Here is a 22,346-nt window from a genome sequence, read left to right on the forward strand (position 1 = left end):
AATACAAAATTAAGAACCTATGACTCATCATCTCATATACTACAGTATGATGTGTGTTTAGAAGAGGCAGGAGGGAACGTTATGCGACTGGAGCGTCTGAATTATAATAAAATCAAAATTTTTCTCACACTAGATGACCTGACAGACCGGGGTCTTACGAAAGAAGACCTTTGGAAAGATTCGTTCAAAGTCCATCAGCTGTTTAAAGACATGATGAACGAGGCGAATCAGGAGCTCGGTTTTGAAGCGAGTGGACCGATTGCTGTTGAAGTATTTTCTCTTCAGGCGCAGGGGATGGTCGTCATTGTCACAAAGAGTCAGCAGGAAGATGCTGATGATGATGAGTTTGATGAAGATTACATTGAGATGCAAGTCAAGCTCGACGAGAGTAATCATGTGCTCTATCAATTTGCCTCGTTTGAAGATGTGATTCAACTGTCCCATAGTTTAAGTCGTATTGGACTTTTAGGGGGTACAGTTTACCATTATGAAGGTCAATATTTTCTCAGCCTAGATGATTTTGAAGAACTGTCAGCTGATACAGTCATTTCCATTTTAGCGGAGTTTGGTTCTCCTACGACATTAACGATTCATCGGCTAAAAGAATATGGAAAAGTGATCATGCAAGATGATGCAGTGAAAACGATTCAAATGTATTTTTAATCACTTTTTTCTATTATATTTAATACTGTTGTGATGAAACAACAGTATTTTTTATATTCTTTTTTATATTTATAAACGCTGATATTTTATTTTGATAAAAAACGTTTTTTACCTTTGCTTTACCAGTACGAAGGTGTATACTATTGCTTGAAAGGGAGCAGTAGATCATGAAAGATTTCTAGGGGGTTTATTTTAATGGCAGCCGATCAAAACGCCGCTCATAACGCAGAAGATAAGCTAGATGTTTTAAAGTCAACTCAAACCGTCATACATAAAGCGCTAGACAAATTAGGGTATCCGCAAGAAGTGTATGAATTGCTGAAGGAGCCAATTCGTCTATTAACGGTCAAAATTCCAGTACGGATGGATGATGGATCAGTGAAAATTTTCACTGGTTACCGCGCACAGCACAATGATGCTGTCGGACCGACAAAAGGCGGCATTCGTTTCCACCCAAACGTTACTGAAAAAGAAGTAAAAGCGCTTTCAATTTGGATGAGTTTAAAATGTGGTATTGTGGATCTTCCTTATGGCGGAGGAAAAGGCGGTATTATCTGTGATCCAAGAGAAATGTCATTTAGAGAGCTTGAAAAACTAAGCCGCGGCTATGTTCGCGCAATCAGTCAAATCGTTGGTCCAACAAAAGATGTACCAGCACCAGATGTGTTTACAAACTCTCAAATTATGGCATGGATGATGGACGAATATTCTAGAATTGATGAATTTAACTCGCCAGGATTTATTACAGGAAAACCAATTGTTCTTGGAGGGTCACACGGACGTGATACTGCAACAGCAAAAGGTGTGACGATCTGCATCAAAGAAGCGGCGAAGAAAAAAGGAATTGACATCAACGGGGCTCGTGTTGTCGTACAGGGATTCGGAAATGCAGGAAGCTACTTGGCTAAATTCATGTATGATGCCGGAGCAAAAATCGTAGGGATTTCAGATGCTTACGGCGGATTATACGATGAAGATGGTCTTGATATTGACTACTTGCTAGACCGGCGCGACAGCTTTGGAACCGTGACTAAATTATTTAACGATACCATTACAAACCAAGAGCTGCTTGAGCTTGATTGTGATATCTTAGTACCTGCAGCCATTGAGAACCAAATCACTGAAGATAACGCGGCAAACATTAAAGCCAAAATTGTCGTAGAAGCAGCAAATGGTCCAACGACACTTGAAGGAACAAAAATTCTTTCAGATCGTGGAGTACTGCTTGTCCCAGACGTACTTGCGAGTGCGGGTGGTGTAACGGTTTCTTACTTTGAATGGGTGCAGAATAACCAAGGGTTCTACTGGACTGAAGAGGAAGTCGAAACTCGTTTAGAAGATATGATGGTGAAATCATTTAATAATATTTATGAAATGGCGCAAAACCGCCGCATCGATATGCGTCTTGCTGCATATATGGTCGGCGTACGTAAAATGGCTGAAGCTTCTCGATTCAGAGGCTGGATTTAAGCGGCTTATTTGCATCGCGCCTTAAAATCTCCTATCCTTAAATAGGAGATTTTTTTATGGAATGGAACAAATCATCAAACAGCTAGCAGTTGTTATTGTATTGAAACGACAGGAGTGGAACAAATGAAACAAGAAAAAGCGATCATAATAGGAGGCGGCCCATGCGGGCTATCAGCTGCCATCGCGTTCAAGCAAATCGGAATTGATGCACTTGTCATTGAAAAGGGGAATGTCGTTAACAGTATTTATCATTACCCAACACATCAAACCTTTTTCAGTACAAGTGAAAAGCTTGAGATTGGTGATGTCGCTTTTATTACTGAAAATCGCAAGCCCGTTCGTATCCAGGCGCTTTCTTATTACCGAGAAGTAGTCAGACGAAAAAGCCTGCGTGTGCATGCCTTTGAAAAAGTAACCGCTGTGACGAAAAAAGATGGCTGTTTTACCGTGAGCACATCAAAAGACGACTATTCATGTGATTATGTCGTGATTGCTACTGGTTACTATGATCATCCAAACTATATGAACGTCAAAGGAGAAGACCTTCCTCATGTGTATCATTATTTTAAAGAAGGACACCCATACTTTGATAAAGATGTGACGGTGATCGGCGGGAAAAACTCAAGTGTCGATGCAGCGCTAGAACTTGTGAAATGCGGAAGCAGAGTCACTGTGCTGTATCGAGGAACTGAATATTCGTCTAGCATCAAACCTTGGATTTTACCAGAGTTTGAAGCGCTTGTGCGGAATGGAACCATCCGAATGGAGTTTGGAGCGCAGGTGAAGGAAATCACAGAAGAAGAGGTGATTTTTACAAACCAGCAAGATCAAACGGAGCGAGTGAAAAGTGATTATGTTTTTGCCATGACAGGCTATCATCCAGATCATTCTTTCTTAGAAAAAATGGGTGTGACAATTGATCAAGAATCAGGCCGTCCAGCATTTGATGAACAGACGATGGAGACAAACGTAGAAGGTATTTTCATTGCAGGAGTCATTGCAGCTGGAAATAATGCCAATGAAATTTTCATTGAAAATGGAAGGTTTCATGGGGGGCTTATTGCAGAAGAAATCAACAAAAGAATGAACGGATAAAAAAAGAACTGGATCCTTCTGAGGGATTCGGTTCTTTTTGATATAAAATGGGATTATATAGAAGAATATTTTCATAAAAATGGGCTCGAGTCATATAAAAAAAGGGTAAATCATGGTACGATAATGAAGGATAATGTAGGGAAAGAGGTCTGGTTATGATCGCAATCATCTCAGCAGGTTTAGCTCCCGGCATCGCACTTTTAAGTTATTTTTATTTGAAAGATCAGTACGACAATGAGCCGGTTCACATGGTCATCAGATCTTTTATGCTAGGCGTTATACTTGTGTTTCCAACCATGTTTATTCAATATGTCCTTCAAGAGGAGCATATTGCAACGAACCCTATCTTGATTTCATTTGTGACGTCAGGTTTTTTAGAAGAATCTTTAAAATGGTTTATTTTAATGGTCAGCGTCTATGCGCATGCCCAGTTTGACGAACACTATGATGGGATTGTATATGGAACAAGTGTCTCACTTGGTTTCGCAACACTTGAAAATATTCTTTACTTGGTCGGGCATGGGGTTGAATATGCGTTCACCCGTGCTTTATTACCCGTCTCAAGTCACGCTTTATTCGGTGTTGTGATGGGGTTTTATATTGGGAAAGCCCGTTTCTCTGCAAAAAAAGAGCAAGTGAAATGGTTGATCCTATCTTTAACGCTCCCAGTACTTTTTCACGGCTTATATGATTTTATTCTTCTTGGCATGAGAAATTGGGGATATATTATGCTGCCATTCATGATTTTTTTATGGTGGTTTGGCCTGCGGAAAGCAAAAAAGGCTCGTTCCGTGAAAATGGTGCAAATTTAATGTGGAAAACGTCCTATCAGTTGATAGGGCGTTTTTTTTGTCTTTTCATCCAATTCACTCCTGTGATGAATGTATAAAAATAGGGATCGGAAGAAATATATATTCAAACATCAAAAGTACAGGAGGATCAAATATGGACAAAGCTCGTTTCATGAAACAAATCGTCCTTATCTTCTCAATCGTTCTACTCGCAGCTTCACTGATGTCAGCTGAAAAAAGTGAAGCCTTCACCAGTCAAGTCATCCAGCGAGGTGCAACAGGAGAAGATGTAGTCGAGCTGCAAGCACGGCTCCAATATAATGGCTTTTACAATGGCAAAATTGATGGTGTATATGGCTGGGGGACGTACTGGGCCGTTCGCAACTTTCAAAGCCAATATGGTGTAAAGAAGGTCGATGGACTTGTAGGTAAACAAACAAAAAGCCTATTAGTTCAAAAGACAAAATACTATAAAGACTTTGTTCAGCAGCAGCTGCAAAAGGGGAATGAGTTTACCCATTATGGCGGGAAACCTCTTGATCAGCAAACAAAAGCTTCTGCGAAAAGAAGCTCACAAAAAAAGACAGCTCAAGGGGCAAAAGAGAATCAAAAAAGTCAAAGCGGAGGAAGCGGGACATCTGGAAAGACTGGGAATCAGTCAGGCAATCAGCAAGCAAACCAAACACCGAAACAAACGGCAGCCAACATGCCAGGTGGTTTTTCTAGTAATGATATTCAGCTCTTATCACAAGCTGTTTATAGCGAAGCAAGAGGCGAGCCGTATGAAGGTCAGGTGGCGATCGCTGCGGTTATCTTAAACCGATTGAACAACCCGACTTTTCCAAATACGATCGCAGGTGTTATTTTTGAACCGCTTGCGTTTACAGCTGTGGCGGATGGTCAATTTTATATGTCGCCAAATGACACTGCTAAAAAGGCTGTGTTTGATGCCATTAACGGCTGGGACCCGTCTGAGAGCGCCGTCTATTACTTTAATCCTGATACAGCAACCAGTCCATGGATTTGGGGAAGACCACAAATTAAACGAATCGGGAAACATATTTTCTGCGAATAAAAAGAGGTGTAAATAAATGATCAGAGGAATATTGATTGCCATTTTAGGAATTGCTGTCATCTCAACAGGTTATTGGGGCTATAAAGAGCATCAAGAAAAAGACGCAGTGCTGCTGCACGCAGAGAACAACTATCAAAGGGCTTTTCACGATTTAACATACCAAGTGGATCAGCTGCACGACAAACTTGGGGCAACGCTTGCGATGAACAGCCAAACGTCGATTTCACCAGCACTTGCAGATGTATGGAGAATGTCATCAGAAGCACATAACAATGTGAGTCAGCTTCCGCTCACATTAATGCCTTTTAACAAAACGGAAGAATTTTTGGCGAATGTCGGAGACTTTAGCTACAAATCATCAGTCAAATCCTTATCAGATGAACCATTAAACAAAAATACGCACAAAACCATTACGTCTTTATATCATCAAGCGGCTGATATCCAAAACGAACTGAGACAAGTACAGCACCTTGTCCTCAATAAAAATTTAAAATGGATGGATGTTGAAATGGCGCTTGCTGATGGCGACCGAAAGAATGATAACACCATCATTGACGGGTTGAAAACAGTCGAGAGAAATGCAGATGCATTTGCGGATGTCAATCTCGGTCCGACAAATGTGTCGACAGAATCAGAAACACGTGGCTACAATCATTTAAAAGGGAAAAAGATCTCAAAGAAAGAAGCGATACGCATTGCCCAGCAATTCGCACCTGATCATAATCAACATTTTAAGGTCAGAAAAAGCGGAAGCAAAACCAATCGAGATGTGTACAGCTTATCGATGTCAGATCCTGATAGTAAAGCGAATTTCTATTTAGACTTGACTGAAAAAGGAGGGCACCCAGTCTACCTTCTTCAAAATCGAGACGTAAAAAAACAGAAAATCAGTTTAAATGATGCATCAGAAAAAGCACTCAGCTTCTTAAAGAAGCAAGGATTTGATGCAGAGTCGTTCCATTTAGATGAAAGCGCGCAATTTGATAATATCGGTGTATTTACCTATGTACCTCTTCAAAAAAATGTACTGCTTTATCCAGATAGTATACGCATGAAGGTCGCATTAGATGATGGTGAGGTGGTTGGATTTTCAGCGAAAGACTATTTAACGAATCATAAAACAAGAGACATAAAAGCACCTAAAATCTCACAAAAAGAAGCGAAGAAAACATTGAATCAGCATGTAAAAATCGAAGATTCTCATGTAGCGATTGTTCAAAATGATATGTCAGAGGAAGTTTTGTGCTATGAGTTCCTCGGAACTATTAAGAACGATACGTACCGAATGTTCATTAATGCGGATACTGGAAAAGAAGAACGAGTAGATAAACTAAAAAACGCAGAACCTATATATAAAGACCTATAGAAAAGGAAGCGAGGAAAAGGCGACTAAGCCTTTTCCTTTTGTTTTATACATGGTTTAATATAGGAGAGGATATGATTTCACAGATGAAAAGAGTGATGAGGAATGTTACAAATAGGGGATGCAATCACAATTGAATACGTCAATGAGAACAAAGAAGTGAAAATTGCAAAATCGAAAGTTTTGGAAAATAATAACGATGATATTTGCATTAATTATCCAGCTGATAAAGAAACGGGCCGCACGATCTATTTAAACCAGCAAACAGAAATCACCGTTTTCTTTTTCGATGAAAATCAAATTCCATACAAATGTACAAGCGAAGTCATCGGAAAGAGGAAAGAAGATATTCCGATGATTGTCATTTCCATTCCGCCAAGAGAAGAAATGATTCGGCTTCAGCGCAGAGAATACCTGAGAGTCGATACAATGGTCAAAGCGGCGATCACGCAAACGGATGAAGAAGCCTTTGACACGTTTATTGTCAATATGAGTGCTGGCGGCTTAGCAATTGCTGTTCCTGAAGGTGTCTCATTGAAAGAATACGGAGAAGTGGTCACAGAGTTTGAACTTCCGCTGAAAGAGCCTGTGAAAATTAAAGCGGTTGCAGAGATGAATCGAGTATATCAAGATGAGCAGACTGGCAAAACAAGAGCGATCATGGAGTTTTCTGAGATTACAAATGACCACCAGCAGCACATTATGAAGTACTGCTTCCAGCAGCAGCTTTTAACACGGGTAAAAAAAGCATAAGAATAAAGGATGTTAAAAGCTTCCATACTAGAGGTGAAAGAATCTAGCGTGGAGGCTTTTTGTATGAAGACAATGGAAAGATGGTTATTGAAAGCGGTGCTCATTCAGCTTGTCTTATTATTAGCCGTTCAGATCACACTTCATTTGACAAAAGGAGAACTCTTTTTGTCAAAAGTCGTGCAATACGAGGGTGTAAATAACATGAGCATTGAAGATTGGATCGAAACGTTTAAGCAGAAGGATTGATAGAAAATTCCCCCGTTTGAGCGGTGATCGTGTTACAATTCATAAGGGAGATTCAATCAAGGAGAGGTATTATGAAAAAGAAATTATCTATCGCAATTGACGGTCCTGCTGCAGCAGGAAAAAGCACTGTGGCAAAAATTGTCGCAGCAAAAAAATCATATATCTATATCGATACAGGTGCCATGTACCGCGCGATTACACTTGCGGCACTTAATCATGGTGTAGACCTTGAGGACGAAACAGCACTTGATGCATTACTAAAAAAAACTGTGATTGATCTGGTCTCAACGGTCGAGGGTCAAAAAGTTCATCTAGACAATACCGATGTCACAGAGGATATTCGCACAGACCGCGTGAGCAACCAAGTATCGGTTGTCGCAAAGCACAGAGCTGTTCGGGAAGAAATGGTCCGCAGGCAGCAAGAGCTTGGTCAAAAAGGCGGTGTCGTTATGGACGGAAGAGACATAGGTACGCACGTTCTTCCAGATGCCGAAGTGAAAATTTTCTTGCTTGCATCAGTAGAAGAAAGAGCAAAACGCCGTTTTGAAGAGAATCAGAAAAAAGGCTACGATGTCAATTACGATCAGCTGATCGAAGAGATTGCAAGACGTGACAAACTTGATTCTGAGCGCGAAGTTTCGCCACTTAAGAAAGCGGATGACGCCATTGAAATTGACACAACTTCTCTTTCCATTCAAGAGGTAGCAGGTAAAATTTTAGATGCAGCAGACCGCGTGGAGAAACAGTAAGAAATTTTAGAAAACTTTAATAAGTTAGAGGTTTATCTCTTGACAAACAAGGTCTTTTATTAGAAGTTTATACTAATACTATTTTTATTGATCATTCAAGCAATTATATTGATTTGAATGTTTCTTTAATACATATTCGGCTGGTAATCATCATGCTTAAGACACATATTCGCCCAGTCGTTTTAACTAAGCTGTGTAGGTTTGGACCAAGGAGGTTATCGAAATGACAGAGGAAATGAATCAAATCGATGTTCAGGTACCAGAGGTTGGAGATGTAGTGAAAGGGATTGTTTCTAAAGTTGAGGACAAGCATGTCAATGTAGATATCGTCAATGTGAAACAGCCTGGGATTATCCCAATCAGTGAATTATCAAGTCTTCACGTTGAAAAAGCATCAGATGTCGTGAAAGATGGCGACGAGTTAGAGCTTAAAGTAACAAAAGTCGAAGACGATGCTTTGATTTTATCGAAACGTGCTGTTGATGCAGACCGCGCTTGGGAAGACCTAGAGAAAAAGTTTGAGACAAAAGAAGTATTTGAAGCTGAAGTAAAAGACGTTGTAAAAGGTGGTCTTGTCGTAGATATTGGTGTGCGTGGATTTATTCCTGCATCTCTTGTAGAAGCGCACTATGTAGAGGACTTCTCAGACTACAAAGGTAAAACACTCTCACTTGTCGTGGTCGAACTTGACCGCGAAAAAAATCGTGTGATTCTCTCGCACCGTGCAGTAGTGGAGCAAGAGCAATTAGACAAAAAGCAAGACTTCCTGCAAAAGCTTGAAGTAGGCAGTGTGATTGATGGTAAAGTGCAGCGCCTTACTGATTTTGGTGCATTTGTAGACATTGGCGGCATTGATGGATTGGTTCACATTTCTCAACTATCCCATGCGCATGTTGAAAAGCCATCTGACGTAGTGGAAGAAGGCCAGGAAGTCCAGGTCAAAGTACTTGCTGTTGATCGTGATAACGAACGTATCTCACTATCTATTAAAGAAACATTACCAGGACCTTGGAGCCAGATTGGCGAAAAGGTAAAACAAGGTGATGTGCTTGAAGGAACTGTTCAACGTCTTGTGAGCTTTGGTGCATTTGTTGAAATTCTGCCAGGCGTCGAAGGACTTGTGCATATTTCCCAAATCTCTCATAAACATATCGGTACACCGCAAGAAGTCCTTGAAGAAGGGCAGACTGTGAAAGTGAAAGTGCTTGATGTGAATGAAGATGAAGAGCGCATTTCATTAAGCATCCGTGATTTAGAAGAAAATCCTGAAAAACAAATCGAAGAGAATTATCGTCAATATCAGGCGAAAGAAGAAAACACAAGCGGATTCCAGCTTGGTGACCTGATCGGCGATAAGCTTAATAAATTAAAATAATTTGGTGATCAAAATTGACGAGAGCAGAAAGAAAGAAGCAGCATATTGAACATGCCTTGTCCACTGGACAGCATGCAGCAACAGGTTTAAAAGATGTTTCCTTCGTTCACGTCGGTCTACCAGATCTTGCGACATCACAAATTGATACACATACGACAATTGGCGGACTGACTTTCGGTTCGCCAATTTTTATCAATGCAATGACTGGCGGGGGCGGAAAGTCGACCTATGAGATCAACCGCTCTTTATCGATCGCAGCGAAGGAAACGAATATTCCGGTGGCAGTTGGATCACAAATGGCTGCACTGAAAGATAAAGAAGAAAGACGTACGTATGAAGTTGTTCGAAAAGTCAATCCTGATGGAATTGTGTTTGCGAACTTAGGCAGTGAAGCATCGATTAAGCAAGCGGAGGAAGCAGTCGAGATGCTGGAGGCCAATTTGCTCCAGATTCATTTAAATGTGATCCAAGAGATCGTCATGCCTGAAGGAGACCGTGATTTCAGGGGGGCGCTTGAGCGCATCGCAGCCATCGCTGAATCAGTTGGTGTGCCTGTTGTCGTAAAAGAAGTCGGATTTGGCATGAGCAAGGAAACGGCAAAAAAGTTATTTCATGCTGGAGTTGCGGCCGTTGATGTAGGAGGATTTGGTGGTACGAACTTTTCAAAGATCGAAAATCTTCGCCGCCAAAAAGCGCTTCATTATTTTGACCAGTGGGGGATTCCAACAGCAGCGAGTCTTGCTGAAGTACATACAAGTTTTCCAGATCAAACGGTTTTAGCCTCCGGAGGTATACAAGACGCCCTTGATGTAACAAAATCAATTGCTCTTGGCGCATCCGCTGCTGGTCTAGCTGGCTTTTTCTTAAAATCACTGACTGGCGGAGGGGAGAGCGGCCTCATCGCTGATATCATAGATCTTCAAGAAGATGTGAAGATGATGATGACAGTGCTTGGCGTGAAGACCATTGAAGAACTGAGAAAAACCCAGGTTGTCATTTCCGGGGAAACAAGTCATTGGCTCAAAGAAAGAGGCATCGACACAACGTACTATAGTTTAAGATCAAAGAAGAAAAAGGACTAAAATCAAGTTTAGCCCCTAAACATCTAAGGCATGTGGTCATCACATGCCTTTTTTTATTGATTTCTTCTTCGTGCGCTATCTGGACCTTCTAATACTGTTGCCCCTTTATGATGAATGGATTGATCACGGTCAGATTCCACTCTTTTTGATGCCTTTAATCGTTTTTCCTGTCTATCTTTTCCCATTATGCATCCCTCCTCAATTATTAGGGTGTCACCTCTTGTTTATTTCATACAATGTTCAAAGCGATCCCTTACGTTTAAAAATTGGGGATTTTCCCATAATGTAATTGAGGTGATGAGACGTTGGAGGCTTTGTACTATTATTGGTCCATATGGTTCGTTTGGATTATGGTGACATTTATTATGGAAAAAAGCTCATGGCGCAGTATGCTAGGCGTTTGTGTCCTCGTCCATATTATATGTAGTCATTTCATGGTATCCATGTTTGATATGAGCCTCAATGCGGGGTACTTGATGACCTTTTTATATGCATGTGCAGGTTTCGTTATATTCCGGTCTGGCCATCAAATGATGAGAATCATGCAATTAGGCTCTATGGTGAGCGCATATGCCTTTTTTATGATTTTTGCATTATATGACCCGGTTTGGTTCACGCTAATAAAAGTGGATTGGGTCGTATTTGCCTTGCTGATCTTGATGTCTTTGACATATGGACATCATTTCACAGAACGAGTCACCCTATGGATGATGTCTGTATGTCTTGGCGAAGCCCTTTATGCGCTGACGATTCACCGCCTGACATCATCGATTGTCATAGGAGATCTCTCTTTTCTGTCCCTTGTTGTTCAAGGGTCCATCTTCCTATTAGGTGTCGATCAGCTTGAAAAGCTCTTGAACGCCCGTTCATCAAGAAAACCAGTAAAAGGGGCTGCAAAATCAACATGACGGATTATACGTTTCCTGTGATTATTGGTGTCATCTTTGGGATGGCGGCCAGACTTTATATGTTAAGAACAGATTACCGGCAATACCCCACGTATATTCATGGACAAGTGATTCATATTGCGCTTGGTTTTATCGCTTCAGGACTTGGTGCGATCATTATGCCTGCACTCATTCAGGAGGAATTTACGGCGATTACCTTTCTCACGCTGGCGGCCACACAATTCCGAGACGTCCGCAATATGGAAAGAAATACGTTAACTCAAATGGATTCATATGAGCTAGTCTCAAGAGGCAGTACATATATAGAAGGCATTGCCATTGCCTTTGAAAGCCGGAATTATATTGCGATTCTCACGGCACTGATTACGACCACAGCCTGTATTTTCTTCTCGCTCGTTATTGGGACAGTGGTCGGTATTCTTTGTTTTTTCTTGGCAAAGCTATTAATGTCTGGCAGTCAATTAAAGGATATTGTCAATATACAAAAAGGAGAGCTTCGCTTTGATGGGGCAGGGCTTTATGTAAATGATATTTACATCATGAATATCGGACTGCCCGAAAAGCAAAAGCTCATTTTAGAGCATGGGATGGGCTTTATTTTGACGCCGAAAAATTTCAACTCAGCCACAACGATTGCCAATCTTGGGCAGCGGCAAGCCATTTTATTTGATTTATCCAACGTACTTGGTGTGTATCGCGACTCTGGTGAACCATCGCTCTGTCCGCTCGCAAAACGTGATCTAAATAACGGCACACTTGGCGTGTTCATTTTACCGCAATGGTATCGTGAAGATTTGGCTGTCCGTGTATTGGAAGAAGTGCCTATTTTAGAAAATGCCATCAGAATGCCGACAGAGTTCATAAAAAAGAAAGTGAGGTAATAGAGCATGGCGAACACCATTGAACAATTTATACTCGCTGTGGCTACAACAAATAAAGAGCGGGTCATGGGCGGAACAGCCGTTTTTTTCTGTGAAAATAAAGAAGAACTCGACATGTACGCCATGAATTTAGAGGCCATTTTAGATGGAATTGCACACGGAATTGGAGAAGATCTTTACTTGATTGTCAAACATTTTTAAGTTATTCATTGTGGTCTGATTAAAAATTGATATAATATATAAGTTGAACCCTTCATGTTTGAAGGGTTTATTTTATAAAACTGAATGAAAATTTTAAATCCCGGTTGAAACATGATGATGAACATATTGAATCGCGGCTGGATTGAAAGGAAGGGTACTATGGGTAAACCTGTCGTAGCCATTGTTGGAAGGCCCAACGTTGGAAAATCTACAATTTTTAATCGAATCGCAGGCGAAAGAATATCGATTGTAGAAGACACACCTGGTGTAACAAGAGATCGAATCTATAGCTCTGCTGAATGGTTAAATTATGACTTTAACTTAATAGATACTGGTGGAATTGATATTGGAGATGAGCCATTTTTAGCGCAAATTCGCCATCAGGCAGAAATCGCAATGGATGAAGCGGATGTCATTATCTTTATGGTGAATGGCCGAGATGGTGTCACATCTGCGGACGAAGAAGTCGCAAAAATTTTATATCGCACGAAAAAGCCAGTTGTACTTGCTGTCAATAAACTGGACAACCCTGAAATGAGAAGTGACGTGTATGACTTTTATGCGCTAGGGTTTGGCGAACCGTATCCGATTTCTGGAACGCACGGATTAGGTCTAGGTGATTTACTTGATGCTGTCGCAGAACACTTCAAAAATTTACCGGATACACAGTATGCTGAAGAAGTTGTTCAGTTCTGCTTAATCGGCCGCCCGAATGTAGGGAAATCTTCTTTAGTGAATGCAATGCTTGGAGAAGACCGGGTCATTGTGAGCAACATCGCTGGTACAACAAGAGATGCTGTGGATACGATGTTTACGTACAATCAGCGTGACTTTGTCATTGTCGATACAGCAGGTATGAGGAAAAAAGGAAAAGTATATGAAACAACAGAGAAATACAGTGTGCTTCGTGCATTAAAAGCCATTGATCGTTCTGATGTTGTCGCTGTTGTTCTAGACGGTGAAGAAGGCATTATTGAGCAGGATAAACGTATTGCAGGCTATGCACACGAAGCTGGTAAAGCTGTTGTGATCGTTGTGAACAAATGGGACGCTGTTGAAAAAGATGAGCGTACAATGAAGGAATTTGAGCAAAACATTCGCGAGCATTTTCAATTCCTGGATTATGCACCTGTCTTGTTTATGTCTGCTCTCACGAAAAAGAGAATTCATACGTTAATGCCATCCATTATTACAGCTAGTGAAAATCATGCGATGCGCGTTCAAACGAATATTTTGAACGATATCATTATGGATGCAGTGGCAATGAATCCAACACCGACTCATAATGGACAGCGTCTGAAAATTTACTATGCGACACAGGTGGCTATTAAGCCTCCGTCCTTTGTGGTGTTTGTAAATGATCCAGAGCTTATGCACTTTTCTTATGAACGTTTCCTAGAAAACCGCATTCGAGATGCATTTGGTTTTGAAGGAACACCGATTAAAATATTTGCGAGAGCGAGAAAATAAAAAGGGTGAGCAGAATGAAGAAAATTTCAGTACTTGGAGCAGGAAGCTGGGGGACAGCTCTTGCTCTTGTATTAGCTGATAATCATCATGATGTACACATGTGGGGACATAGACAAGAGCTCATTGACCAAATCAATGAGAAACATGAAAATCATGATTACTTGCCAAATGTCGCACTGCCAGCGTCTATCAAGGCGACGACAGACATAAAGCAGGCGTTAGAGGGGACAGACGCTATTATTGTCGCTGTGCCAACAAAGGCCATTCGTGAAGTATTAAAGCAGGCAAATGAGCTGATCATATCGAAAGTGCCGTTTGTTCATGTAAGTAAAGGGATTGAACCAGATACACTTCTGAGAATATCTCAAATGATTGAACAAGAAGTCCCAGATGAGAAAAGAGAAGCTGTTGTTGTCTTATCAGGGCCGAGCCATGCCGAAGAAGTAGGCTTGCGTCATCCGACAACTGTCACTGTCTCATCAGAAAATATTGAAGCGGCTCAATTTGTTCAAGATTTGTTCATGAACAACAACTTTAGAGTATACACAAACCCTGATGTGATTGGTGTAGAAATTGGCGGAGCACTGAAAAATATCATTGCTCTTGCGGCAGGGATCACAGACGGACTTGGATATGGTGACAATGCGAAAGCGGCGCTCATCACTAGAGGACTCGCTGAAATCGCACGTCTCGGTACAAAAATGGGAGGAAATCCTCTGACATTTGCCGGATTAACAGGCGTGGGAGATTTGATCGTGACATGTACAAGTGTTCATTCGCGTAACTGGCGCTGCGGAAATCTACTTGGTAAAGGGTATAAGCTTGAAGAAGTGCTTGAAAAAATGGGGATGGTTGTTGAAGGCGTACGTACAACAAAAGGCGCTTATCAGCTCTCCAAAGAATACAAGGTCAGCATGCCGATTACAGAGGCGCTTTACCACGTCTTATTTGAAGGGAAAAAGGTCGACGATGCTGTAGAATCATTGATGGCACGTGTGAAAACACATGAAATGGAAGACCTTGTGAACATGTTTGAAAACCAAACAAAATAAATGGAAGACTGAACTTAGGCATGTAGAGGATGCAAGAAGGGGAAGACTTGCATAACATAGCAATGAAGTTTGAATAGAGCTTTGCCTCTACAGAATGAGGAAAAATAGTCGATTTAATGACTGAAGCAGAGTCCCCCTCTTTGCTTCAGTTTTTTTATGCGCTTTTTTCTGAATGATTGGAAAAATGATTGATATTTACCTTATTTTTGGTTTAGAATGAAATATAAACGCTTACAATTTGTTCGTTTTGAAGGGGGACAGGCACGATGAGTTTTGCTTTAATCAAGATGTGGTTTGCGCTTGGTTCAATGGGGCTCATGTTTTTAGCCGTAGTAACCATTTATTTCAGTCGATTTAAGCTGAAAAGCCGGTTTCTTAAAATAACAGCCTCGACCGTCGCATACAGCTTGATGCTTATATCAGGTATCATTGTGTTTTTAGTTGTATTTAGCGGGCCGGTCAATGAATAAAGAAAAAGGAAGAATGTGATGATCAAAGCAAAAGTCAGTGTCACGTTGTTAGCACTTATTTTACTAACAGGATGTCTGTATCCAGAAAATCGCAAAACTGAAAACCGTGTGCCATATGAAGAACAGCTGCAAAGCGTTCAGACAGCGATTGAGGAATTTCAAAAAGCAACAAATGGCCTTTTGCCGATTGAAACGAAAGAAGCAGACACGCCGGTTTATCAGAAGTACGTCATCGACTTTAAGCGCTTGTCACCAAGATATTTACACGATGTACCGTCTACATCTTTTGAAGGCGGGGGCGAATATATGTATGTCCTCACAGACGTCGAAAAAAAACCAACGGTGAAACTGCTTGATGTCAAAATGACGCAAACCATCAGTGAATTACGGCTTAGAATCAAAATATATCAAGATGAACATACATATCCGCCATATGGCAAAGTAGTATCAAGCAATTTATATACGTTAAATGAAAAAAAGCTAGGCTTAAAATCGCCGCCTACGGTCATGAGTCCGGTGACGGGGAATTCCCTCCCGTTACTGATTTCATCAAATGGCGAAATCTATGTGGACTACCGAAGTGATTTTGCTCATATTTTGAAGAATACGAAACAAAAGCTCAAACCAGGTGAAAACATTCAAGATGTCTATTGGCAGGAAACCCCGTTTGTACCCGCGTTTTCTGTCCCATATACCATCAACAAAAAAGGTGAGCCTGACTTTTTAGAAAAAAAGACGTCATAAACAAGAATGAACCTTTTTCCTCTGCATATAAATGAGGAGAAAGGTTTTTTTATGGCTAAACATACTCTCAAAACAAAAAAGGTGTCATATTCAAATAGGACAACGTCATACACATATATTGTCCAGACACCTTTCAAGCACAGTTTGATTGAAGAATAGAGTATTTTATTTGAAAACGAGGATAGCAAGTCCGGGAGGGGATCACTTGGAAAAAGTCGATATTTTCAAGGATATCGCTGAACGAACAGGAGGCGATATATATTTAGGAGTCGTTGGCGCTGTTCGTACAGGGAAATCTACGTTTATTAAAAAGTTTATGGAGCTCGTGGTGCTCCCGAATATCAATAATGAGGCAGATCGTGCAAGAGCACAGGATGAATTGCCGCAAAGTGCAGCAGGAAAAACCATTATGACCACTGAGCCAAAATTTGTACCGAATCAAGCGGCATCGATCCATGTGAGTGACGGTCTTGATGTCAACATCAGGCTTGTTGATTGTGTCGGATACACAGTCCCTGGTGCGCGCGGGTATGAAGATGAAAATGGTCCAAGAATGATCAACACGCCGTGGTATGAAGAGCCAATCCCGTTCCATGAAGCAGCGGAAATTGGCACACGCAAGGTCATTCAAGAGCATTCAACCATCGGTGTTGTGATTACAACAGATGGTTCCATTGGAGAAATCCCAAGACATGATTATATTGAATCTGAAGAACGTGTGATTGATGAGCTCAAAGAGGTTGGAAAGCCGTTTATTATGGTGATCAACTCTGTGAGGCCATATCACCCTGAAACTGAAGCGCTGCGGCAGGAACTCAGCCAAAAATATGATATTCCAGTACTCGCCATGAGTGTAGAAAGTATGAGAGAGCAAGACGTCCTTAGTGTGCTTCGTGAAGCATTATATGAATTCCCAGTCCTAGAGGTGAATGTGAACTTGCCAAGCTGGGTCATGGTGCTGAAAGAAGATCATTGGCTGAGAGAAAGTTATCAGGATTCAGTGAAGGAAACCGTAAAGGATATTAAAAGATTAAGAGATGTTGACCGTGTCGTTGGTCAATTCAGCGAATTTGACTTTATTGAAAGAGCGGGCTTAGCAGGGATTGAAATGGGTCAGGGGATTGCGGAGATTGACCTGTACGCCCCAGATGATCTATATGATCATATTCTAAAAGAAGTGGTTGGTGTGGAAATTAGAGGGAAAGACCATCTTCTAGAGCTCATGCAAGATTTTGCGCATGCGAAGACAGAATATGATCAAGTATCAGACGCATTAAAAATGGTGAAGCAGACGGGATACGGGATTGCGGCCCCGGCCTTGTCAGATATGAGTTTAGATGAGCCAGAAATCATTAGGCAAGGCTCGAGATTCGGCGTGAGATTAAAGGCGGTTGCGCCATCTATTCATATGATTAAGGTAGATGTAGAGAGTGAATTTGCACCGATTATTGGAACAGAGAAACAAAGTGAAGAGCTCGTCCGCTACTTAATGCAAGACTTTGAAGATGATCCGCTTTCGATTTGGAATTCTGATATATTTGGGCGCTCACTCAGCTCCCTTGTCAGAGAAGGTATTCAAGCAAAGCTGTCGCTGATGCCAGAAAATGCAAGGTATAAGCTGAAAGAAACGCTTGAAAGAATCATCAACGAAGGATCAGGCGGTTTGATCGCCATTATCCTATAGCATGTGAGACCTCTCATTGACAGGGGTCTTTTTTTGCGTATTGAATGAGTCATAAAAAGACAAATGTATAAAGATTAGTCAGATTCAGGCTGAAATTAGGAATATTCGTTCGCAAAAGTGCCCTTAATCCTTGACGAATAAGGATTCTTCCCTTTAAAATGCTTGATATGGTATTTCATATGTGTTAATCTACTTACAGAAAATCTTCACTTTGTTGGACAAACATTCCTTCAAAGAGTTGTTTTCTAATGAATAGCCATGTATAACGCTTTCTAAACGCTCTTTTTTTCGAAAAAAGTGTATAGAAAGAAGATGAATTGTGAAGAAATGATAACAATCTACTGAATGCATATTTTTGGGAGGAGGTGAAAGGCATGAACAAGACAGAACTTATTAACGCGGTTGCTGAAGCAAGCGAGTTATCTAAAAAAGACGCGACAAAAGCAGTTGATTCTGTTTTTGATACAATTTTAGATGCACTTAAAAATGGTGACAAAATCCAACTTATCGGTTTTGGTAACTTTGAAGTACGTGAGCGTTCAGCTCGTAAAGGACGTAACCCACAAACTGGTGCAGAGATCGAAATCCCTGCAAGCAAAGTACCTGCTTTCAAACCAGGTAAAGCACTTAAAGACGCGGTGGCAGGTAAATAATCGTTATGTGTAATGATCCTATTGCAGGAGTTATACATATACAGTTTCACACTGGTCTAGAAAAGCCCCTTTCATAAGGGGCTTTTCCTTTTGAATCAAAAGGTTCGTTTAGAACGCTCTCCTTTGCTTTTAGGATCTGAAGTGTGCTAGAATCTGATTGAAATGTAATCGCCTTTGGAGGATATAATACATGAGTGAAATAAATAAAGAACTAATTGAACACGCAGTACGCGATATATTAAAAGCCATCGGAGAAGATCCAGATCGTGAAGGACTTCTTGATACCCCAAAACGAGTAGCAAAAATGTATGAAGAAGTGTTCTCGGGATTAAATGAAGATCCAAAAGAACATTTTAAAACCATTTTTGGTGAAGACCACGAAGAACTCGTTCTTGTAAAAGATATTGCTTTCCATTCAATGTGTGAACACCACCTTGTACCTTTTTACGGAAAAGCCCATGTCGCTTATATTCCGCGCGGCGGAAAAGTAACGGGACTTAGCAAACTTGCAAGAGCTGTAGAGGCTGTTGCCAAACGCCCGCAGCTTCAGGAACGCATTACATCAACCATTGCAGATAGTATGGTGGAAACACTCAATCCGCATGGCGTGATGATTGTCGTTGAAGCAGAACATATGTGTATGACGATGCGCGGAGTGAAAAAGCCAGGTGCTAAAACCGTGACATCAGCAGTACGCGGTACATTTGCAAATGATACGGCGGCAAGAGCAGAAGTGCTTTCCTTTATTAAAAACGACTAATTCAATAGATGGAAGGTGAACAGATTGAGTGAAAATAAAGCATCTGATTTTGTAGTGATTAAAGCCATTGATAATGGTGTAAATGTCATCGGCTTAACTAGAGGCTCTGATACAAGATTTCACCATTCCGAAAAGCTCGATAAAGGTGAAGTCATCATTGCACAATTTACTGAGCATACGTCAGCGATCAAAGTAAGAGGCGATGCTGTCATTCAAACAAGCTTCGGTGAAATTCAAAGCGAAGCAAAGAAATAAGCACTTGAATGCACTTGATAGCATAAAAGTGAGAGCTGATATGGTATAATAAATCTCTATACAATGTGCAGGGCTACATATGAAACTGTAATTTTTGGGACAAGGGTGATATCTTTGCAAGACATCTACGGAATTTTATCTAATCTAAATATAAAATTAAATAAAAAGCTTTCTCATCCTTATTTGGCGAAGCATTTACGTGCGCCACTCATCGATGAAGATAAGCTCCTTCTTTTTCATGCAATGTTTGATGAAGCTCAAATTGATGCAGAGAAAAAAGAAAATTATATTTTAACGGCGATGCTTGTACAAATTGCCCTTGATACCCATGACGAAGTCACAACTGCTGCAGCCATCAAACAAGACGAATTCAAAAATCGTCAGCTGACCATCCTAGCAGGAGACTATTTCAGCGGTCTCTATTATTCTCTTCTCTCTGACATGAAAGACATCTACATGATTCGCACGCTCGCAACGGCGATCAAAGAGATCAATGAACATAAAATTAGACTGTATGATCGATCCATTCAAGATGCAGCGCACTTTTACAAAAGTGTAGCAACTGTTGAGTCTGCGTTATTCCAAAGGGTTTCTGAGCATTTTCAATTAACGCATTGGAATGAGATTGCAAGTCGTTTCCTTGTTTATAAGCGTTTCATGAAACAAGCAGAAGATGACAAACATTTAAAACTTTTTTTGAACGATAGCTATACGGACGCCTATACATGTTTTGACAACTTTGAGAAGGAAGGCTATGAAAAGGCCAAACGATCGATCAAGGAGCATCTTGTTTCATCTCCGGTCGTTCAAAAAGAGCTATTAAATCGCTTGGATCATATGAAAAATGAACCTGCGTACCATCAGAAAGTGGAAGAAGGGTAAGTCATGCAGCAATCAAAAGAACAGCGAGTACACGGTGTATTTGAAAAAATTTATAAAAATTATGATCAAATGAACTCTGTCATCAGCTTTAAGCAGCATAAAAAGTGGCGCGATAAAACAATGAAACTCATGAATGTTCAAAAAGGAGCCATAGCATTGGATGTATGCTGCGGAACAGCCGATTGGACCATTGCGCTTGCTGATGCTGTAGGCGAAAAAGGCGAAGTCAAAGGCCTTGATTTTAGTAAAAATATGCTGAGTGTTGGAGAAACGAAGGTGAAAACTGGGGGCTATAATCAAATTGAACTGCTTCACGGCAATGCGATGGAGCTTCCTTTTGAGGATAACACATTTGATTATGTCACGATCGGTTTTGGCCTACGAAACGTCCCTGATTACTTAACGGTGCTAAAGGAAATGACAAGAGTCGTGAAGCCTGGTGGAATGGTTGTCTGTCTTGAGACATCACAGCCTGAAATGATTGGGTTTAAACAAGGTTACTATGTCTATTTCAAATACATCATGCCGCTCTTTGGTAAACTGTTTGCCAAAAGCTATCAGGAGTATTCTTGGCTTCAAGAATCAGCCAAAGCGTTCCCTGGCATGAAAGAACTGGCGGCTCTTTTCGAAGAGGCGGGTCTGTCTGATGTCTCGTATCATCCATTTACAGGCGGTGTAGCAGCAACACATATCGGAAAGAAGCTTTGAATAAACGATATTTGGGTGAAAATAATGAAACTAAAAGCAATGATCTCTTTTTTAAATCATGATATCGATATTATTGAAAAAGAGCTTGAACAAACAGTTCGCTCTGATTATGCATTATTAAGTGAAGCAGGTCTTCATTTGCTGCAAGCGGGCGGAAAACGAATCCGCCCCGTTTTTGTTCTCCTTTCAGGCATGTTTGGCGACTATGACATTAATAAAATTAAATATGTTGCCGTTGCTCTTGAGCTGATTCATATGGCATCGCTCGTTCATGATGATGTCATTGATGATGCTGAGCTGAGAAGAGGCAAGCCAACGATTAAGGCAAAATGGGACAATCGAATTGCCATGTACACAGGAGATTATATGTTTGCAAGATCGCTTGAGTATATGACAAAGATCAATCACCCAATGGCGCATGAAATTTTGTCAAAGATGGTCGTCGAGCTCTGTCTTGGTGAAATCGAGCAAGTGAAAGACAAATACAATATGGATCAAAACCTGCGTACATACTTAAGAAGAATCAAACGAAAAACAGCCTTGCTCATTGCAGGCAGCTGCCAGTTAGGTGCGATAGCAGCAGGTACAGATGAGAAAACACATAAAGCCCTTTACTGGTTTGGCTATTATGTCGGTATGTCCTATCAGATCATTGATGATGTGCTTGATTTCACATCAACTGAAGAAGAGCTTGGTAAGCCTGTTGGGGGAGACCTTTTACAAGGAAATGTCACACTCCCGGTCTTATATGCACTGAAGAACCAGGCACTCGAAGGCCAATTAAAGCTGATTAATAGTGAAACAACGGAAATGCAGCTGAAGCCTGTGATTGAACATCTCAAACAAACAGATGCGATCGACCGCTCGATTCGAGTGAGTGAAATGTATTTGAAGAAGGCATTTGAACAGCTGGACAAACTTCCTCGAGGACGAGCGAAAACGTCACTCGCCTCCATTGCCAAATATATTGGAAAACGAAAATTCTAATCAACATGTTGTTGATTGGTTTTTTTGTG

The 22,346-nt window shown here is 40.9% G+C and carries 26 protein-coding genes; 25 read left to right on the forward strand and 1 reads right to left on the reverse strand.

Features of this window, described 5'->3' with window-relative positions; translation table 11 throughout:
- Positions 1-81 precede the first annotated feature (81 nt).
- The 11 genes from C6347_RS10890 (at position 82) to fni (ending at position 10,662) form a co-directional block, all read left to right on the forward strand.
- The gene (locus C6347_RS10890) at positions 82-663 is read left to right on the forward strand and encodes a genetic competence negative regulator (protein ID WP_034661102.1); all 582 of its coding nucleotides are present in this window, start codon (positions 82-84) and stop codon (positions 661-663) included.
- Positions 664-858: 195 nt separating this feature from the next.
- Positions 859-2,133: a Glu/Leu/Phe/Val family dehydrogenase gene (locus C6347_RS10895; RefSeq protein WP_007500982.1), complete on the forward strand. Its 1,275-nt coding sequence runs from the start codon at positions 859-861 to the stop codon at positions 2,131-2,133.
- 123 nt (positions 2,134-2,256) lie between these two features.
- Positions 2,257-3,228 (forward strand): YpdA family putative bacillithiol disulfide reductase, encoded by a 972-nt coding sequence (locus C6347_RS10900; protein ID WP_034661101.1) that lies wholly within the window; start codon positions 2,257-2,259, stop codon positions 3,226-3,228.
- Between the two features lie 155 nt (positions 3,229-3,383).
- Positions 3,384-4,040, forward strand: coding sequence for a glutamic-type intramembrane protease PrsW (prsW, locus tag C6347_RS10905; protein ID WP_060596752.1), 657 nt, complete (start codon positions 3,384-3,386; stop codon positions 4,038-4,040).
- Positions 4,041-4,173: 133 nt separating this feature from the next.
- A complete protein-coding gene (gene sleB, locus C6347_RS10910; protein ID WP_060596751.1) occupies positions 4,174-5,094 on the forward strand; it encodes a spore cortex-lytic enzyme in 921 nt (306 codons plus the stop codon).
- Positions 5,095-5,110: 16 nt separating this feature from the next.
- Complete coding sequence (ypeB, locus tag C6347_RS10915) at positions 5,111-6,460, forward strand: germination protein YpeB (protein ID WP_034661094.1); 1,350 nt, start codon at positions 5,111-5,113, stop codon at positions 6,458-6,460.
- 102 nt (positions 6,461-6,562) lie between these two features.
- Entirely contained in the window at positions 6,563-7,210 is a 648-nt protein-coding gene (locus C6347_RS10920) for a flagellar brake protein (protein ID WP_106071639.1), read from the forward strand.
- A gap of 63 nt (positions 7,211-7,273) precedes the next feature.
- Positions 7,274-7,456 (forward strand): YpfB family protein, encoded by a 183-nt coding sequence (locus tag C6347_RS10925; protein ID WP_034661090.1) that lies wholly within the window; start codon positions 7,274-7,276, stop codon positions 7,454-7,456.
- A gap of 71 nt (positions 7,457-7,527) precedes the next feature.
- Positions 7,528-8,205, forward strand: a complete 678-nt coding sequence (gene cmk / locus C6347_RS10930; RefSeq protein WP_106071640.1) for a (d)CMP kinase — start codon at positions 7,528-7,530, stop codon at positions 8,203-8,205.
- A 223-nt stretch (positions 8,206-8,428) separates the two neighbouring features.
- The gene (rpsA, locus tag C6347_RS10935; protein ID WP_034661087.1) at positions 8,429-9,580 is read left to right on the forward strand and encodes a 30S ribosomal protein S1; all 1,152 of its coding nucleotides are present in this window, start codon (positions 8,429-8,431) and stop codon (positions 9,578-9,580) included.
- A gap of 14 nt (positions 9,581-9,594) precedes the next feature.
- On the forward strand, positions 9,595-10,662 hold the full coding sequence (fni, locus tag C6347_RS10940) for a type 2 isopentenyl-diphosphate Delta-isomerase (protein WP_060596749.1): 1,068 nt from the start codon (positions 9,595-9,597) through the stop codon (positions 10,660-10,662).
- 53 nt (positions 10,663-10,715) lie between these two features.
- Here fni and C6347_RS10945 read toward each other — a convergent pair whose 3' ends face one another.
- A complete protein-coding gene (locus C6347_RS10945; protein WP_106071641.1) occupies positions 10,716-10,847 on the reverse strand; it encodes a YpzI family protein in 132 nt (43 codons plus the stop codon).
- Positions 10,848-10,967: 120 nt separating this feature from the next.
- On the opposite strand from C6347_RS10945, the gene C6347_RS10950 reads away from it, so the two are divergent.
- The 14 genes from C6347_RS10950 to hepT all read left to right on the forward strand — a co-directional run bounded on the left by C6347_RS10950 (position 10,968) and on the right by hepT (position 22,317).
- Positions 10,968-11,570 (forward strand): YphA family membrane protein, encoded by a 603-nt coding sequence (locus C6347_RS10950; RefSeq protein ID WP_223249886.1) that lies wholly within the window; start codon positions 10,968-10,970, stop codon positions 11,568-11,570.
- Positions 11,567-12,451 (forward strand): YIEGIA family protein, encoded by an 885-nt coding sequence (locus tag C6347_RS10955; RefSeq protein WP_034661083.1) that lies wholly within the window; start codon positions 11,567-11,569, stop codon positions 12,449-12,451. Before C6347_RS10950 ends, C6347_RS10955 begins: the two co-directional genes overlap by 4 nt.
- Positions 12,452-12,457: 6 nt before the next feature.
- Positions 12,458-12,652, forward strand: coding sequence for a capping complex subunit for YIEGIA (locus tag C6347_RS10960; protein ID WP_003215794.1), 195 nt, complete (start codon positions 12,458-12,460; stop codon positions 12,650-12,652).
- A gap of 159 nt (positions 12,653-12,811) precedes the next feature.
- Entirely contained in the window at positions 12,812-14,122 is a 1,311-nt protein-coding gene (gene der / locus C6347_RS10965) for a ribosome biogenesis GTPase Der (RefSeq protein ID WP_034661082.1), read from the forward strand.
- 14 nt (positions 14,123-14,136) lie between these two features.
- Positions 14,137-15,174: an NAD(P)H-dependent glycerol-3-phosphate dehydrogenase gene (locus tag C6347_RS10970; RefSeq protein WP_066030722.1), complete on the forward strand. Its 1,038-nt coding sequence runs from the start codon at positions 14,137-14,139 to the stop codon at positions 15,172-15,174.
- 266 nt (positions 15,175-15,440) lie between these two features.
- A complete protein-coding gene (locus C6347_RS10975) occupies positions 15,441-15,644 on the forward strand; it encodes a DUF2768 domain-containing protein (protein WP_034318888.1) in 204 nt (67 codons plus the stop codon).
- An 18-nt stretch (positions 15,645-15,662) separates the two neighbouring features.
- Positions 15,663-16,388, forward strand: a complete 726-nt coding sequence (locus C6347_RS10980; RefSeq protein ID WP_034661080.1) for a hypothetical protein — start codon at positions 15,663-15,665, stop codon at positions 16,386-16,388.
- Between the two features lie 205 nt (positions 16,389-16,593).
- Positions 16,594-18,072: a stage IV sporulation protein A gene (gene spoIVA / locus C6347_RS10985; RefSeq protein ID WP_008344534.1), complete on the forward strand. Its 1,479-nt coding sequence runs from the start codon at positions 16,594-16,596 to the stop codon at positions 18,070-18,072.
- A gap of 374 nt (positions 18,073-18,446) precedes the next feature.
- Positions 18,447-18,725 carry a non-specific DNA-binding protein Hbs gene (gene hbs, locus C6347_RS10995; protein WP_003215863.1) on the forward strand — a complete coding sequence of 93 codons (279 nt, stop codon included), beginning with the start codon at positions 18,447-18,449 and terminating at the stop codon, positions 18,723-18,725.
- Positions 18,726-18,915: 190 nt separating this feature from the next.
- Positions 18,916-19,485, forward strand: coding sequence for a GTP cyclohydrolase I FolE (gene folE, locus C6347_RS11000; protein WP_034661079.1), 570 nt, complete (start codon positions 18,916-18,918; stop codon positions 19,483-19,485).
- Positions 19,486-19,509: 24 nt separating this feature from the next.
- Positions 19,510-19,740 (forward strand): trp RNA-binding attenuation protein MtrB, encoded by a 231-nt coding sequence (mtrB, locus tag C6347_RS11005; RefSeq protein WP_008344541.1) that lies wholly within the window; start codon positions 19,510-19,512, stop codon positions 19,738-19,740.
- Positions 19,741-19,854: 114 nt separating this feature from the next.
- Positions 19,855-20,622 (forward strand): heptaprenyl diphosphate synthase component 1, encoded by a 768-nt coding sequence (locus tag C6347_RS11010; RefSeq protein WP_060596747.1) that lies wholly within the window; start codon positions 19,855-19,857, stop codon positions 20,620-20,622.
- 3 nt (positions 20,623-20,625) lie between these two features.
- Entirely contained in the window at positions 20,626-21,330 is a 705-nt protein-coding gene (locus tag C6347_RS11015; protein ID WP_066030724.1) for a demethylmenaquinone methyltransferase, read from the forward strand.
- A gap of 24 nt (positions 21,331-21,354) precedes the next feature.
- A complete protein-coding gene (gene hepT / locus C6347_RS11020) occupies positions 21,355-22,317 on the forward strand; it encodes a heptaprenyl diphosphate synthase component II (protein WP_034661075.1) in 963 nt (320 codons plus the stop codon).
- Positions 22,318-22,346: the final 29 nt, after the last annotated feature.

Source organism: Bacillus sp. NMTD17 (genome assembly GCF_002998735.1).
Lineage (GTDB): Bacteria > Bacillota > Bacilli > Bacillales > Bacillaceae > Bacillus.

Coding starts and splice junctions, on each gene's coding strand:
- C6347_RS10890 (WP_034661102.1), top strand. CDS start 82: ATGCGACTGGAGCGTCTGAATTATAATAAAATCAAAATTTTTCTCACA.
- C6347_RS10895 (WP_007500982.1), top strand. CDS start 859: ATGGCAGCCGATCAAAACGCCGCTCATAACGCAGAAGATAAGCTAGAT.
- C6347_RS10900 (WP_034661101.1), top strand. CDS start 2,257: ATGAAACAAGAAAAAGCGATCATAATAGGAGGCGGCCCATGCGGGCTA.
- prsW (WP_060596752.1), top strand. CDS start 3,384: ATGATCGCAATCATCTCAGCAGGTTTAGCTCCCGGCATCGCACTTTTA.
- sleB (WP_060596751.1), top strand. CDS start 4,174: ATGGACAAAGCTCGTTTCATGAAACAAATCGTCCTTATCTTCTCAATC.
- ypeB (WP_034661094.1), top strand. CDS start 5,111: ATGATCAGAGGAATATTGATTGCCATTTTAGGAATTGCTGTCATCTCA.
- C6347_RS10920 (WP_106071639.1), top strand. CDS start 6,563: ATGTTACAAATAGGGGATGCAATCACAATTGAATACGTCAATGAGAAC.
- C6347_RS10925 (WP_034661090.1), top strand. CDS start 7,274: ATGAAGACAATGGAAAGATGGTTATTGAAAGCGGTGCTCATTCAGCTT.
- cmk (WP_106071640.1), top strand. CDS start 7,528: ATGAAAAAGAAATTATCTATCGCAATTGACGGTCCTGCTGCAGCAGGA.
- rpsA (WP_034661087.1), top strand. CDS start 8,429: ATGACAGAGGAAATGAATCAAATCGATGTTCAGGTACCAGAGGTTGGA.
- C6347_RS10945 (WP_106071641.1), bottom strand. CDS start 10,847: ATGGGAAAAGATAGACAGGAAAAACGATTAAAGGCATCAAAAAGAGTG.
- C6347_RS10955 (WP_034661083.1), top strand. CDS start 11,567: ATGACGGATTATACGTTTCCTGTGATTATTGGTGTCATCTTTGGGATG.
- C6347_RS10960 (WP_003215794.1), top strand. CDS start 12,458: ATGGCGAACACCATTGAACAATTTATACTCGCTGTGGCTACAACAAAT.
- der (WP_034661082.1), top strand. CDS start 12,812: ATGGGTAAACCTGTCGTAGCCATTGTTGGAAGGCCCAACGTTGGAAAA.
- C6347_RS10970 (WP_066030722.1), top strand. CDS start 14,137: ATGAAGAAAATTTCAGTACTTGGAGCAGGAAGCTGGGGGACAGCTCTT.
- C6347_RS10975 (WP_034318888.1), top strand. CDS start 15,441: ATGAGTTTTGCTTTAATCAAGATGTGGTTTGCGCTTGGTTCAATGGGG.
- C6347_RS10980 (WP_034661080.1), top strand. CDS start 15,663: ATGATCAAAGCAAAAGTCAGTGTCACGTTGTTAGCACTTATTTTACTA.
- hbs (WP_003215863.1), top strand. CDS start 18,447: ATGAACAAGACAGAACTTATTAACGCGGTTGCTGAAGCAAGCGAGTTA.
- folE (WP_034661079.1), top strand. CDS start 18,916: ATGAGTGAAATAAATAAAGAACTAATTGAACACGCAGTACGCGATATA.
- C6347_RS11015 (WP_066030724.1), top strand. CDS start 20,626: ATGCAGCAATCAAAAGAACAGCGAGTACACGGTGTATTTGAAAAAATT.
- hepT (WP_034661075.1), top strand. CDS start 21,355: ATGAAACTAAAAGCAATGATCTCTTTTTTAAATCATGATATCGATATT.